The organism is Tardiphaga sp. 172_B4_N1_3 (genome assembly GCF_052076035.1).
In the GTDB taxonomy this organism is placed as follows: domain Bacteria; phylum Pseudomonadota; class Alphaproteobacteria; order Rhizobiales; family Xanthobacteraceae; genus Tardiphaga; species Tardiphaga robiniae.
In genome coordinates this window covers 5440092-5454497 of record NZ_CP197238.1, presented here as the reverse complement: position 1 = coordinate 5454497, position 14406 = coordinate 5440092, and the positions used below count along the sequence as shown (strand labels likewise).

The 14406-nt window shown below is 61.8% G+C and carries 10 protein-coding genes; 6 read left to right on the top strand and 4 right to left on the bottom strand.

From position 1 onward, the window contains the following. Position 1 precedes the first annotated feature (1 nt). The 3 genes from hutU to AB7783_RS25780 all read left to right on the top strand — a co-directional run bounded on the left by hutU (position 2) and on the right by AB7783_RS25780 (position 3288). Positions 2–1675, top strand: coding sequence for a urocanate hydratase (gene hutU / locus AB7783_RS25790; protein ID WP_441279151.1), 1674 nt, complete (start codon positions 2–4; stop codon positions 1673–1675). 9 nt (positions 1676–1684) lie between these two features. Then, positions 1685–2254, top strand: coding sequence for a HutD/Ves family protein (locus tag AB7783_RS25785; protein WP_441279150.1), 570 nt, complete (start codon positions 1685–1687; stop codon positions 2252–2254). 152 nt (positions 2255–2406) lie between these two features. After that, positions 2407–3288 (top strand): LysR family transcriptional regulator, encoded by an 882-nt coding sequence (locus AB7783_RS25780; protein ID WP_175365957.1) that lies wholly within the window; start codon positions 2407–2409, stop codon positions 3286–3288. Between the two features lie 186 nt (positions 3289–3474). Here the strand turns inward: AB7783_RS25780 and AB7783_RS25775 are convergent, their stop codons facing one another. Together AB7783_RS25775 and AB7783_RS25770 are read right to left on the bottom strand one after the other, a co-directional pair. Continuing rightward, positions 3475–4434, bottom strand: coding sequence for a phospholipase D-like domain-containing protein (locus AB7783_RS25775; RefSeq protein ID WP_093761610.1), 960 nt, complete (start codon positions 4432–4434; stop codon positions 3475–3477). A gap of 74 nt (positions 4435–4508) precedes the next feature. Beyond that, positions 4509–5852 carry a TAXI family TRAP transporter solute-binding subunit gene (locus AB7783_RS25770; RefSeq protein WP_441279149.1) on the bottom strand — a complete coding sequence of 448 codons (1344 nt, stop codon included), beginning with the start codon at positions 5850–5852 and terminating at the stop codon, positions 4509–4511. Between the two features lie 190 nt (positions 5853–6042). On the opposite strand from AB7783_RS25770, the gene AB7783_RS25765 reads away from it, so the two are divergent. The 3 genes from AB7783_RS25765 to feoB all read left to right on the top strand — a co-directional run bounded on the left by AB7783_RS25765 (position 6043) and on the right by feoB (position 10096). Further along, positions 6043–7836, top strand: a complete 1794-nt coding sequence (locus AB7783_RS25765; RefSeq protein ID WP_441279148.1) for an ABC transporter ATP-binding protein — start codon at positions 6043–6045, stop codon at positions 7834–7836. An 89-nt stretch (positions 7837–7925) separates the two neighbouring features. Next, positions 7926–8213 carry a FeoA family protein gene (locus tag AB7783_RS25760; protein ID WP_175365953.1) on the top strand — a complete coding sequence of 96 codons (288 nt, stop codon included), beginning with the start codon at positions 7926–7928 and terminating at the stop codon, positions 8211–8213. Continuing rightward, complete coding sequence (gene feoB, locus AB7783_RS25755; protein WP_441279147.1) at positions 8210–10096, top strand: ferrous iron transporter B; 1887 nt, start codon at positions 8210–8212, stop codon at positions 10094–10096. Before AB7783_RS25760 ends, feoB begins: the two co-directional genes overlap by 4 nt. A 63-nt stretch (positions 10097–10159) precedes the next feature. On the opposite strand, the gene AB7783_RS25750 is transcribed toward feoB, so the two are convergent. Then, complete coding sequence (locus AB7783_RS25750; protein WP_441279146.1) at positions 10160–12166, bottom strand: TonB-dependent siderophore receptor; 2007 nt, start codon at positions 12164–12166, stop codon at positions 10160–10162. A 593-nt stretch (positions 12167–12759) separates the two neighbouring features. After that, positions 12760–14352, bottom strand: coding sequence for a gamma-glutamyltransferase family protein (locus AB7783_RS25745; protein ID WP_441279145.1), 1593 nt, complete (start codon positions 14350–14352; stop codon positions 12760–12762). Positions 14353–14406 lie beyond the last annotated feature (54 nt).

Sequence of the window (14406 nt, the reverse complement as noted above, 5' to 3'; positions counted from 1 at the left end):
CATGGATCGCAGCAAGAACAGCCGCATCGTCCGCAGCCCGCGCGGCACAGAGCTTTCCGCCAAGGACTGGCTCACCGAAGCGCCGCTGCGCATGCTGATGAACAATCTCGATCCGGAAGTGGCCGAGAACCCGAACGAGCTGGTGGTCTATGGCGGCATCGGCCGCGCCGCGCGCAATTGGGAAGCCTTCGACCAGATCGCCAAATCGCTGCGCGAGCTCAATACTGACGAGACGCTGCTCGTGCAGTCCGGCAAGCCGGTCGGCGTATTCAAGACGCATGCGGATGCGCCGCGCGTGCTGATCGCCAATTCCAATCTCGTGCCGCGCTGGGCCACCTGGGAGCACTTCAACGAGCTCGATCGCAAGGGCCTGATGATGTATGGCCAGATGACGGCCGGCTCCTGGATCTATATCGGCTCGCAGGGCATCGTGCAGGGCACCTACGAGACCTTCGTCGAGGCCGGACGTCAGCATTATAACGGCGACCTCTCCGGCAAATGGATTCTCACCGCCGGCCTCGGCGGCATGGGCGGCGCGCAGACGCTGGCTGCCACCATGGCCGGCGCGTCGTGCCTGGCGGTCGAGTGCCAGCCGAGCCGCATCGAGATGCGCTTGAAGAGTCGTTATCTCGACGTACAGGCGAAAGACCTCGACGATGCTCTGGCAATCATCGAGAAGGCCAACAAGGAGAAGAAGCCAATTTCCGTTGGCGTGCTCGGCAATGCTGCCGATATCTTCCCTGAACTTGTGCGCCGCGGCGTCCGGCCGGACATCGTCACCGACCAGACCTCAGCGCATGATCCGGTCAACGGCTATCTGCCGAAAGGCTGGACGCTGCCCGAATGGGAAGCCAAGCGCGCCAGCGATCCGCAGGCCGTCGAGAAGGCCTCGCGCAAATCGATGAGCGAGCACGTCCGCGCGATGCTCGACTTCCACAAGATGGGCGTGCCGACGGTCGACTACGGCAACAACATCCGCCAGATGGCGAAGGAAGAAGGCGTCGACAACGCGTTCGACTTCCCCGGCTTCGTGCCAGCCTATATTCGCCCGCTGTTCTGCCGCGGCATCGGCCCGTTCCGCTGGGCGGCTTTGTCCGGCGATCCCGAGGACATCTACAAGACCGACGCCAAGGTGAAGGAGATCCTCGGACACAACAAGGCGCTGGTGAACTGGCTCGACATGGCGCGCGAGCGCATCCAGTTTCAGGGCCTGCCGGCGCGGATCTGCTGGGTCGGCCTCGGCGATCGCCATCGCCTCGGCCTCGCCTTCAACGAAATGGTCGCATCGGGCGAGCTAAAGGCACCGATCGTGATCGGCAGGGATCATCTCGACTCGGGTTCAGTGGCAAGCCCGAACCGCGAGACCGAAGCGATGAAGGACGGCTCCGACGCCGTCTCCGACTGGCCTCTGCTCAATGCGCTGCTCAACTGCGCATCTGGCGCAACATGGGTGTCGCTGCATCACGGCGGCGGCGTCGGCATGGGCTTCTCGCAGCATTCCGGCATGGTCATCGTCGCCGACGGCACGCCGGAAGCCGCAAAGCGCCTCGAACGCGTGTTGTGGAACGATCCGGCCACCGGCGTGATGCGTCACGCCGATGCAGGCTATGAGGAAGCCATCGATTGCGCAGAGGAACATCACCTCAATCTGCCATCGCTGCACGCCAAGGGCTGAGTGCGGCGCATGCAGATCCTGCGCGCCGCGAACTACAAGGTGATGCCCTGGAAGAACGGGCTTGGATCGACCACGGAGATCGCGATCTTCCCGGCGAATGCAAAGCTGGACGATTTCGACTGGCGCGTCAGTATGGCGCAGGTGACGAGCGACGGACCGTTCTCGTCATTTCCCGGGATTGATCGTACACTTCTGGTCATCGATGGCGCCGGCATCGACCTCAATGTCCACGGCAGCGCATCTGTGCGCATTGATCGCAGTACGATCCATTCCTTCCCGGGCGATCAGCAAACGTCAGCGTTACTGATCGACGGCCCCATTACAGATTTGAATGTGATGAGCAGGCGCGGGATCGTCTCACAGCATGTGAGACGCATCAACGTCATGAAACGTCAGGATTTTATAGTTTCTGCACAAGCGTTTCTGTTCGTTGAGCATGGCATTGCGACCGTACGGTCGGCATCGACCGTCGACAGCCTGTCGGCGCATGATGGGCTGCTTGTGGAACAAGGATCAGCACCTGTCGCGATTGAGTCCGATGCGACGGCGCGTGTAGTCATCATCGAATTCGGTAGATAGCCGCCACACACTGATTTTGATGACGCCATAAGTTCCCGAAATGCCATCCAAATCAAATATATAACCAAGAGTGATTACGCCTATATGATTGGTAGAGAATCGCGACACCACTTGGTCCGACTCATGGCGCAATTGCGAGGCTGGATATTCAAATGCACAAGCGGCATCTCAATATTCCGATTGAAATTGTTCGTACCGTCGTTGCCATTTCAGAAACAGGTAGCTTGACCAAGGCTGCGGAGCAATTGGGGTTGAGTCAGCCCGCGGTGAGTTCGCAGATCAAGCGCCTCGAACAACTTGTTGGCGGTTCGCTGTTCAGCAAGACGCCGAACGGAAGTTGTCCGACCGATCTTGGCAAGCTGGTGCTTGCGCAGGCGCGCAAGATCATCGAGGCCAACGATCAGGTGCTTGCGCTCGGCGGAGCCGATAATCATGTCGACCGGCTTCGTTTGGGCCTGAGCGTTGTCCTCGCGCAGCGCTTCGTCGCCGAGCAGAGCCTGAGCAACCTCAATGACATCCATATCCATGCCGGAATGTCCACCGAGATTGCGACAGCATTGATCGACGGCCATATCGACGTCGGGTGTTTTTTCCAGCGGGGAGAAATCAGTGCCGATCTGGCTCCGCTCATTGTCGATGAATCCGAGGACCGGCTGGCATGGGTTCGCTCGAAATCATTCGTGCTCAGCCCCGGCGCACCGATCCCAATCGTCACCTGGACCAATGACGACTGGATGATTCATACGCTCACGCGGCATGGCCTTTCCTATCGGATTGCCTTCAGCAGTCAGGACTACAGCGCGAAGAAAGCCGCCGTCGAAGCCGGCATCGGACTGACGGCTGTTCCCAGCCGGATCATTCCGCCGGGACTGGTCTGGGCCAGGGACTATTACTTGCCGGAGCTTCCGACCATCAAAGCGCTGCTCTGCATTCGCCCGGGTATGACATCGCCGCGTGTCCTGGAAATCAAGGATCAGCTCTCGGCGATGTTCCTGCGCCCCGCACTGCCCATGGAAAACGACAAAGTTGCCTAGCGAAGCCGCATATTTCAGAGAGCAGGCCGAGCGCTGCGAAAAGCTGGCGCGGGAGATTGATGACCCCGTGGTTCGCGAACGACTGCTGAACCTAGCCACGGAATATGCTCGCCGCGCGGAAAGGAAACCTGTGCAGCCCCGAGCCCGGCAATCGCCGCGGCCGGATCGGCGCTGAGCGACAACGAGCTACTGCCGGATGCCGTGTTTTTCCAGATCCGCCTGCACCGCCTCGTCGGAGAGGTCGAGCTTGCGCGAATGTTTCCAGTCGTGATGCGAGGTCTCGACGAGACGCTTCACAACATGGTGCGCATCGGTCTCAATGGCCAGTTCGCGGCGATCGTCAAAACTGCCCGGCGTGAGATTGATGGAACCGACGATAGCGCGTTCCTCGTCGGCCAACAGCATCTTGCCGTGCAGCTTCATGTCATTGAGCCGGTGCACCTTGGCGCCGACGTCATGCATGATGCGCAGCCCCCCGATACCCTCGATCAGCTTGTTCTTCTTCAGCTTGTGCGGCTGCCGCGCCATGATGTGGACCTGAACGCCGCGCAGCACCGCGCGAACCAGCCGCTCGATGATGTCCGTGTCCTGATAACGCTCGTTCTGGATCCAGAGCGTGTCCCGCGCGGAATCGATGAAAGCGCCGATCCGCTCGCGGCCGTTGTTCGGGCACCAGATCAGTTGCGAGTCCGGGTTCGGTACGAAATCCTGCTTCGCCCAGTCGGCCTCGAAGCAATCCACCATCTCGGAAATCTCGAGCTTCTTGGTCGTGGTCACCGCGTAGTCGCGCGTCTCGGTGAGATCGCGGGTCTCCCAGTTCAGCGACTCGACGAAGCCCCACTCATGATCGATCACCATCGACTTCTGATGGGTCAGCGCGAAGGCCGGATTGCTGTCACGGACCTCGACCCCGGCAGCAGCCAGCGCCGCGGCGGTTTCGTTATTCTCGCTCTCGCCGTTGCGCCGTGCCGGATTGAGCATGACGCGCACTTTGACGCCGCGCCGCTTCGCCGCGATCACCTCATGCAGCAGCGTCGGATCGGTGAACAGGAACATCCGGATGTTCAGGCTGCGCTTTGCCGCCCTGATCGGATCGATGATGCACTGCGCGGTGTCATCCGGAAACACGAGCAGGTTATGCGTCATGATTGACCTCTCGCGAGAAATAAAGGTGCCCGCAAACGGCTGGTGGTTCTGCAAAACAGCGTCATGGCCTGGAACTACGTCTCCGACTCTATACTTGAATGCGGCGTGGCAGAAAATGGGGCCCGCGCCAGCGCCGAACGGCGGTGATGAATGAGGTTATCGAGGCGCTGTGCCGAAGAGACCAGCGTCGCCATTTCAAGTGCATCGTCATCATTGCGCATGGTCTTCGCCAATTGCGCGCTGAGAAGATCGTCGACCTCCTGCTCGATCGCGCACAGTTCCGCATCGTCCGCCGCCGCCCGGATCCGGCGCGGCAATGCATAAAGTGCATTGAGTGTCGCCTCACGGTGGTCGGGCGGGCGGATGCCGAGGAATTTCCAGGCGGCAGCCAGCACAGAGGCAAGGGCGCCAAGGATCATGGGGGCGAGATAGATGTCGTCGCCGTATTTGTCCATGAAGCTCTGCTCGGTACCGTTGTAGTAGGCAGCAGCGCCGGGATGGATGGGGATAAAGGCATCGGGGTCGGTGTCGGCAGCGGCGATACCGGCCAGTTGCGGTTGCCCGGCGATCAGATCGCGGCGCGCCGCGATCACCATTTCGGTCAGACGCGCGATCAGGCTGGAATGGAGCTTCTTGTTCGCGACCAGATAGTAACTGACCCGAAGCGTTGTCACGTCATCATCCGGGACGGGCGGCGCGCCGCGCAGCGACCCTTTCGGAATGTCGAAGCTTTCATAGGCGCCATTGGCATCGGCAATGGCGCCGGCGGCATCGATCGGGATCAGCACGGGCGCGCCGGTTTTGAACAGACCGCGCACCAGGGACAAATACTTCTCGGTCAGCGGGATCACCACCAGCAGCGCGCCGACTTCCTTGGCTTCCACCGCGCGCCGGGTATCGCTGACCTCAAGATTCTTGAATGTGACCCTCGCGCTCGTCAGGTCGTATTGCTTGGTGAGCGCATCGACCAGCCTGCGATTGACCTCGCCGCCCACCACACCGACGGTGCGGCCGCGCAGGCCTTCGACGCTGGTGATTTTCGAACCGGGAGGCGCGATCAGCATGACCACCGCCTTGGCCATGACGGCAACGGCGCGCGCCTCGGAGAGATCGCCGACATCGGCCCGGACCACAGCGAGATCGACCTTGCCCGAGGAGAACGCCTTACCCGCATCGACGGCGTTGCCGAAGGTCTCGAAATCCAGCCGGATGGGCGACTTCCTGGTGGCGAAATGGCTGGCGATGATCGATGCCGTCTTGCCGGCTTCGCCATCGATCGACCCGACTGCCAGCTTGAGCACGGTCGGACGCTCGATATAGCGCCAGGTCAGAAGGCCGCCGCCCACCACCAGACCGAGGATGCCGGCCAGCAGAAGCACCCTGCCCCAGAACGGGAAAGCAACGGATCGCACGTTCATGTTCGGTCCTGCGCAGCCCTGCCAAATTAACTGTCGCTCCTGCCCGCATGCCACAATGCGCGGGCTGTCAGCAAAAATCCATCTGTACCCGACTACAGTGAAGACCCGCTAACCGACGGCGGCTATATACTGCGACCGCCCGGAGTGCTCATGATTCCCGGTCTGGCCGTGTTGCTGGAGACAATGTTCGATGACTCGTCTGGTACTCGAGATGCTCCGGCCCTATCGCGGCTGGCTGATCATCGTCTTCCTCGCCATGCTGGTCGAGATCGCCATGAGCCTAGCCGCGCCCTGGCCGCTGAAACTGGTGCTCGATGACGCGCTGGGCAGCCATCACCTGCCCGCCTGGCTGGACTGGGCCCATGACTACGGCATCGGCCGCCACACGCTCGGCGTCGCATTGTTCGCCGGCATCGCCACCCTGGTCATCGCCGTGATCGGCGCGATCGCCACCTACATCGACAACTACTATTCGACATCGGTTGGCCAGTGGGTGGCCAACGACCTGCGCATCCGCATCTATGCGCATCTGCATCGGCTATCGCTGCGCTATTATGACAAGGCCAAGACCGGCGCGTTGATGTCCACGATCACCACAGACGTCACAACGCTGCAAAACTTCGCTTCATCGTCGACGCTGGATATCCTGCTCGATCTCATCACCATCGTCTTCATGATCGGGCTGATGTTCTGGCTCGACTGGGATTTTACGCTGATCGCGCTGGGCATCACGCCGTTCCTGATCGTCTTCGTGTTCCATTTCAAGCGCGCCGTGAAGGACGTGACGCGCACGGTGCGGCAACGGCAGAGCGAGATCGTCGCCGTGGTCCAGCAGGGCCTCGGCCAGGTGCGCGCTGTCACGGCCTTCGGCAGGCAGGATCTCGAACTGGCGCGGCTGGAGGCCGCCAGCCATGCAACAGTCGAGGCCGCCATGAAGGCGCGTCAGGTGAAGTCGTTGCTCTCGCCTGTGGTCGGCATCGTGGTGGCGTTCTGCACCGCCATCGTGCTGTGGAAGGGGACCTCGCTGATTGTCGCTGGCACCATGACGGCTGGCGCGCTCACCGTGTACCTCGCTTATCTCGCGCAGTTCTTCAAACCGGTGAAGGACCTCGCCAGCATGACCAGCGCGATCGCGCAGACCACCGTGGCGCTGGAGCGGATCCAGAACATCCTGGCCGCCGACGATGTCATCGTGGAAAAACCGGGTGCGGTCGATCCCGGCCGCGCCAGGGGAGCCATCACCTTCGAGAACGTCGCCTTCTCTTATAGTGAAGAGGCCAGCGTGCTCCGCGATGTTTCGCTGCATATCGAACCTGGCCAGATCGTCGGCGTGGTCGGGCCGACCGGCTCCGGCAAATCCACGGTGCTCAGCCTGATCCCGCGCTTCTACGACGCAACATCGGGGCGCGTGCTGATCGATGGCACCGATGTCACCGACTACAAACTCTCCGCCCTGCGCGCCCAGGTCGGCTTCGTGCTGCAGGAGACCGTGCTGTTCCGCGGCACGATCCGCGAGAACATCGCTTATGGCCGGCCCGGCGCCACCGATGACGAGATCGTTGCCGCCGCCAAGATCGCCAATGCCGACGAGTTCATCAGCCGCATGCCACACGGTTACGACTCCATGGTCGGCGAACGCGGCGACACGCTGTCCGGCGGCCAGCGCCAGCGCATCGGCATCGCGCGTGCGGTGGTGCGCAACAGCCCGATCATGATCCTGGACGAGCCGACAGCAGCGCTCGATCCGGAATCCGAGGCGCTGGTGATCGAGGCGCTGCGCCGGCTGATGCAGGGCCGCACCGTCATCATGATCGCCCATCGGCTCTCGACCATTCGCGACGCCGACAAGATCATCGTGCTGAAGGACGGCGTCGTCGCCGAGCAGGGCTCCAACGACGAACTGATCGCCCAAGGCGGCATCTATGCAGAACTGGTGAAGATTCAGCAGCGGGTGGTGAACGAGCAGTCCGCGGGCGCATCGTAAGCGGTGTCGGAGCGCCTCTTTATAATCATTCTAATAACATACGTGCGTTTGTCTTGACCTTGTCAGGACGCTGCTCGACAAGGTCCGGCATGACCGTGCACCAGACTGCATCCGAAACATCCATACACGAATTGCGCCTCGGCAATGCGCCGCGCGGATTCATCGGAACCATCGTGGCGTTGCAGCCCGATATTGCAGGCGCCGCCGAGAGCGGCCACGAGCTCGAACGGCATCTGCTGGAAATGGGCTTCACCGAAGGCGCGCGCGTCGAGATCCTGCATCAGGGCGCTATCCAGCGCGATCCGATCGCGGTGCGCGTCGACAATATTACGATCGCCGTTCGCCGGCGCGAAGCCATGGCAGTTGTTGTGAAATGACCCATACAGACGTGACCACCGAGCGCTTTCATCTCGCGCTGGTGGGAGCCCCCAATAGCGGCAAGACATCGCTCTTCAACGCACTCACCGGCAGCCGCCAGAAGGTGGCCAACTATGCGGGCGTCACCGTCGAGCGCAAGGCAGGCGCCTTCGTCACGCCGGCCGGCCGTCAGGTGACGCTGCTCGACCTGCCTGGCACCTATTCGCTGCGCGGCCGCAGCCCGGATGAAGAGATCACCCGCGACGTCGTGCTCGGCAAGCGCCCCGGCGAAGCTGCGCCCGATCTGGTCCTGTGCATCGCCGACGCTACCAATCTGCGCCTCACGCTGCGGCTGATCCTGGAACTCAAGCGTACCGGTCGCCCACTGCTGGTGGTGCTCAACATGTTCGACATCGCGCAGCGCCGCGGCGTCAGCATCGATGTCGATGCGATGTCAGCGGCACTCGGCGTGCCTGTCATCACCTCGATCGCGGTGAAGAAGGCCGGCGTCGAGGAATTGCGCAAGCGCACCGACGAATTCGCCGCCAACATGCCGGCAGTTACCACAGGCGATGGCTGGAAGCCGCTCGGCCTGTCCGAGATGAAGGCGCTGCAGCGCGAGGCTGACCGCATCATCCGCGACACCGTGACGATGCCGAGCAAGCCCGACACGCTGACCACGCGCGTCGATGCCGTGGTGCTGCATCCGGTCGCCGGTCTCGCGATTCTCGCGCTCATTCTGTTCGTGATGTTCCAGGCCGTGTTCTCCTGGGCGCAGCCGCTGATGGAGCTGCTGTCGGATTCATTCGGCGCGCTGGGTACGCTGGTGGCGCAGGTGCTGCCTGAAGGAATCTTGCAGAGCTTCCTGCAGAACGGGTTGATCGCCGGCGTCGGCAGCGTGCTCGTGTTCCTCCCGCAGATCATCATCATCTTCCTGTTCATCCTGCTGCTGGAAGATTTCGGCTACATGGCACGCGCCGCGTTCCTGATGGACCGCATCATGGGCGGCGCCGGCCTGCATGGCCGCGCCTTCATCCCGCTGCTGTCGAGCTTCGCCTGTGCGATCCCCGGCATCATGGCGACGCGCGTCATCGACAACCGCCGCGACCGCCTGACCACCATCCTGATCGCGCCGCTGATGACCTGCTCGGCACGCATCCCGGTCTATACGCTGATCATCTCCGCCTTCATTCCGGCCGAAACGGTTTGGGGATGGATCAACCTGCAGGGACTGGTGATGTTCGGGCTCTATGTGGCGGGCATCGGCAGCGCGCTGGCGGCATCCTTCGTCATCAAGTTCTTCATGTGGCGCGACTACCAGCCGGCGCCGTTCATGCTGGAATTGCCGGACTACAAGCTGCCGCGTATCAAGAGCATCGCCATCGGCGTCTATACCCGCGCCAAGATGTTCCTGCAGCGCGCCGGCACAACGATCCTGTCGATGATGATCCTGATCTGGTTCCTCGCCTCGTTCCCGCAGGCACCGGCCGGCGCTGAAGGGCCGGCGATCAATTACAGCCTCGCCGCGATGATCGGAAAATTCCTGGAGCCGTTCTTCGCACCGCTCGGCTTCAACTGGCAGATCGCCGTGGCGCTGATCCCCGGCATGGCGGCGCGCGAAGTCGCGGTCGGCGCGCTCGGCACCGTCTATGCGATCGAAGGCGGCAAGGAAGCGGCGGATGCGATCGGCCAGGCGCTGGCCAGCAAATGGAGCCTCGCGACGGCTCTGTCGTTCCTGGCCTGGTTCATCTTCGCCCCGCAATGCGCCTCGACACTGGCCGTGATCCGCCGCGAGACCGGCAGCACCAAGTGGATGGTGGTGACGTTCCTCTACATGTTCGCACTGGCTTATGTGGCGAGCCTGATCACCTACACCATCGCGAAGGCCGCGGGGCTGGGTTAGCCCGGCTAGCGCGTCATCCTTCGCGCCGACATCGTGATTTGAATTTCATCCTGTGCCGCTGCATCACCATCGATAACGCAGCGTCGCGATCACATCGCGCCGCATACCGTAATAACAACCGGAATCCTGACACAGCCGCACATAGGTCTTGTCGAACAGGTTGCTAGCATTGAGCTGGAACTTGAAGCCCTTGAACTGCGGTCCAAGTCCGGCCAGGTCATAGTGAAGCGCCGCGTCGAATAGCGTGACGCCGGGAACGTTATAGGTGTTCATGCTGTCGCCCGCTGTTTCCCCGAAATAGCGGACGCCGGCCGCCAGACCGAAACCATCGAGGACGCCGCTGCGGAAGGTGTAATCGGCCCATAGCGATGCCGCATTGCGCGGGACACCGATTGGCCGTTTACCGAGCGTATCAGGCTCCGAATTCGTATTGACCAGGTCGAGATAAGTGTAGGCGCCGAGCAATGTCAGGCTGCGATCGACCTGTACCTTGCCCTCGATCTCGATCCCGCGCGACCGGATCTCACCGGCCTGGACCCGGTTTCTGATATCGTTCGGATCCTGCATCACCACGTTCTGCTGCTTCAGGTCGAAAGCTGCGAAAGTCAGGAGCATCTTTTCGTCTGGTTGATACTTGACGCCGAACTCCTTCTGCTGACCGGTCGTCGGCTTGAACGGATTCAGGGTCCTGTTCGACGCCCCAACGATCGGCTGGAACGACTCCGTGTATTGAATGTATGGCGCTACGCCGTTGTCGAACTTGTACAGCAAGGCGCCGCGCTTGGTGGTCGCTTCATCCGATGTCGCGGTGGTGCCGAAGGTCGTGCCGTCGAAGGTCGAGACCGTACGCGAATCGGCTCGATCATGCCGGACTCCCAATAGCGCAACCCAGCGGTCGAACTTGATCTGATCCTGCAGATAAACGCCGACCTGATCGAAGGTCTGCCTGCTGGCGCCATCGAAATCCAGCGCTGGAACAGTTATGCCATAGACAGGATTCAGCGCGTTGATCGCTCCAACATCGGCGAGATAACCGTTGGAGGCCCGATCGGTGCCGGTCTGGTAGTCCACCCCGAACAACGTCATGTGCTGGAACGGTCCGGTCGCGAACTTCGCTTCGGCCTGATTGTCGATTGCAAAGGTACGCAGTGTTTCCGCCGCAGAAAACGCATCGCGGCCTATGCTGGTAATGTTCGTCTGGTTGGACTGGGGATAAACCGCCTGTGTATAGGTGCTGTTGTCGGTATAGCGGAGATTTTGCCGCACCGTCCAAACGTTATCGAAGCGATGTTCGAACAAATAACCAATCGAACCATATTCGCGCTTGAATATATTATAGTTGGGGTCGCCCAGGTAGAAGCTGGTTGGAATCCGGCCGTTGACAGTCGAGAACAGCGTTCCCACGCCATTCGGCAGTAGCTGATTGTAGAAGCCCGCCTTCGGGTCCCTTTGATAGGTCCCCTGGAAGGTGATCGTGGTATCGTTTGTCGGCCGCCACGTCAGCGACGGCGCGATCGAGACGCGCTGATAGTCGCCGTGGTCGACCTGGCTGCCGACGTCGTAGCCGGAAGCGGTGAGGCGATAGAGAAATTCCTTGTTTTTATCGAGTGGCCCGCTGACATCGATACCGCTCTGGACGCGGCCGTAACTGCCGGTCGAAACGAACATCTCCTGATACCGCTCTGTGGTCGGCCGCTTGCTGACCATATTGACCACACCGCCCGGCGAGGCCTGACCGTAGAGCACCGACGCAGGCCCGTGCAGCACCTCCAACCGCTCAAGATTGAAAGGATCGACTAGCGTATAGGCGAAGGTGCCCGACGCCACCCGCAACGAGTCCAGATACTGATCGGCGAGGAAGCCCCTGACATAAACCTGATCGAAGCGGCCGTCGGCACCGTTCCGCTCGCCGACCACCCCGGACGTATAGCGCGTGGCCTGCGACACGCTCTGTGCGGCCTGCGCCTGAATCTGATCCTGCGTGACGACGGAAATTGCCTGCGGCGTTTCGATCAACGGCGTGTCGGTTTTTGTGCCCGTCCCGCTACGGGTCGCGACGTAGCCGTCCACGTGCCCCCAAGCGGTTTCGGGCCTCGGATTGACCGGACCTGGCGCAACGGCTTGCTGCGATCGGCGGGCAGCAACGCGACGGTCGCCCCGCGCGCCTGATGTGCTGCGTTTGACTTGAGAGCGCCGTGTCGCTTGCTGTTGTGGCGCGTCGACCGTCACTGCGGGAAGTGTCGACTGCGCACGAACAGCAGTCGTAAAATCGAGCGACATGACAAACGCACTCGCCGCACCGAGCCATGCGGCACGCTTCCAGTTCTTTGATTTTATGATCACGAATTGCCCCAGCTATTCAGCAAGCCTAAGCAGCCCGCTTTACAGCTTCTTCGTGATCCAAAGAGAGAATGGCAACAGGTCAACTGCTAGAATAGGTCAAAGTCGGCGCCGGATTCGATCGGCCTGGCGTTGGCAAATGGAGCCTGGCCACCGCACTGTCGTTCCTATGTGGCGAGCCTGATCACCTACACCATAGCGAAGGCGGTCGGGCTGGGGTAAAGATCTGTAGCCCGGATGAGCGCAGCGATATCCGGGAGTGTCACGCCTGTTGAAACGCCGGCCCCGGATGTCGCTTCGCTCATCCGGGCTGCGAGATCGACTCAAAATCCCGCCGCGAGCCCATCCTTGCGCGGGTCGGAGCCGGCGACATAGCCGCCATCGATTTTACGCACGAGCTGCGCACCGCCGAAGCCGAAGGCGGAGTCCGGCGGTTCGCGCTCGATGACATGGCCGCGGCTGGCGAGGTCTGCCGCGACATTGTCCGGCACGGCCGTCTCGATCGCGACTTTCAATCCGGCAACGTAGCGCCAGCGCGGCGCATCAGCGGCTGTTTGCGGATCCTGTCCCCAGAGCTGCATGCGTAGCATGATCTGCAGATGGCCCTGTGCCTGCATCGGGCCGCCCATCAGGCCGAAGGCCATCAGCGGCTCTTTGCCCTGCATGACGAAGCCCGGAATGATGGTCTGGAACGGGCGCTTGCGCGGACCGACCTGATTGGGATGGCCCTCGGTCAGAATGAAACCGAAGCCGCGATTCTGCAGGCTGATGCCGGTGCCGGGCACGACCACGCCGGAGCCGAAGCCGGAATAATTCGACTGGATATAGGACACCATCATGCCGCTGGCATCGCCGGTCGACAGACATACCGTGCCGCCGGTCTTGGGCGCGCCGGCGCCAAAATCCTGCGCACGGCTGCGATCGATCAGCTTTGCGCGCGAGGCGAGATAGGCTGAATTGAGCAGATGCGCGACGGTGACGTCGCGCATGTAATCGAGATCGGCCGCGTAGGCGTAGACATCGGCGAAAGCGAGTTTTGTGGCTTCGATCTGCAGATGGAAGGCATCACCGCTGTCGAGCACGAGACCGTCGGTGCCGTAGGCCCGCATGATGCCTAGCGCCATCAGCGCCGCGATGCCCTGCCCGTTCGGCGGGATTTCGTGCAGCGACGCGTCGCCGAAATCCTGATGGATGGTGCCGCACCAGTCATTGCGATGCGCGGCCATGTCGGCCTCGTCGAGCACAGCGCCATGTTCGCGCGCAAAGGCAGCGATGCGCTGGGCGAGTTCGCCGCGATAGAAGGCTTCGCCTTTGGTCTCGGCGATCAGCTTGAGTGAATAGGCATGGCCCGGTGCCTTGAAGAGTTCACCCGCCGCAGGCGCACGACCGTTCGGCATGAAGGCCTCGGCAAAGCCCGGCTGGTTCTTCAACTCCTCCGCACCGCGGCGCCAGAGTTCGGCGATCACGGGCGAGACGTGGAAGCCATTCTCCGCATAGGAGATCGCAGGCTCGAACAAGTCAGCGAATGGCAGCTTGCCGAAGCGTTCGGACAGGTCGACCCAGGCCGAGACGGCGCCGGGCACGGTGACGCTCTCCCACCCGCGATGCGGGAATGTCTTGTGATTTGCAAATCGCTCCGGCGTCCATCCCGCCGGCGACCGGCCCGAGGCGTTGAGGCCGTGCAGCTCCTTGCCATCCCAGAGGATGCAATAGGCGTCCGATCCGATGCCGTTGCCGGTCGGCTCGACCACGGTCAGCGTGATCGCTGCCGCGAGCGCCGCATCCAGCGCATTGCCGCCGCGCTCCAGCATGCGCAACCCGGCCTGCGTTGCCAGCGGCTGCGACGCCGCCACCACATTGCGCGCCATGACCGGCGAACGGCGGGAAGCGTAAAGGCCATCATGTCTGTATTGCATCAGTTCAGGCTCTCTTCAGGACTTTGCAGATCAACGCGTCTTCTTATCGTCATT

What these genes read in the sequence shown, in the direction of transcription:
- AB7783_RS25745 (WP_441279145.1), bottom strand. Translation starts at nt 14,352, where the DNA reads ATGCAATACAGACATGATGGCCTTTACGCTTCCCGCCGTTCGCCGGTC.
- feoB (WP_441279147.1), top strand. Translation starts at nt 8,210, where the DNA reads ATGACCCATACAGACGTGACCACCGAGCGCTTTCATCTCGCGCTGGTG.
- AB7783_RS25780 (WP_175365957.1), top strand. Translation starts at nt 2,407, where the DNA reads ATGCACAAGCGGCATCTCAATATTCCGATTGAAATTGTTCGTACCGTC.
- AB7783_RS25785 (WP_441279150.1), top strand. Translation starts at nt 1,685, where the DNA reads ATGCAGATCCTGCGCGCCGCGAACTACAAGGTGATGCCCTGGAAGAAC.
- AB7783_RS25775 (WP_093761610.1), bottom strand. Translation starts at nt 4,434, where the DNA reads ATGACGCATAACCTGCTCGTGTTTCCGGATGACACCGCGCAGTGCATC.
- AB7783_RS25770 (WP_441279149.1), bottom strand. Translation starts at nt 5,852, where the DNA reads ATGAACGTGCGATCCGTTGCTTTCCCGTTCTGGGGCAGGGTGCTTCTG.
- AB7783_RS25760 (WP_175365953.1), top strand. Translation starts at nt 7,926, where the DNA reads ATGACCGTGCACCAGACTGCATCCGAAACATCCATACACGAATTGCGC.
- hutU (WP_441279151.1), top strand. Translation starts at nt 2, where the DNA reads ATGGATCGCAGCAAGAACAGCCGCATCGTCCGCAGCCCGCGCGGCACA.
- AB7783_RS25765 (WP_441279148.1), top strand. Translation starts at nt 6,043, where the DNA reads ATGACTCGTCTGGTACTCGAGATGCTCCGGCCCTATCGCGGCTGGCTG.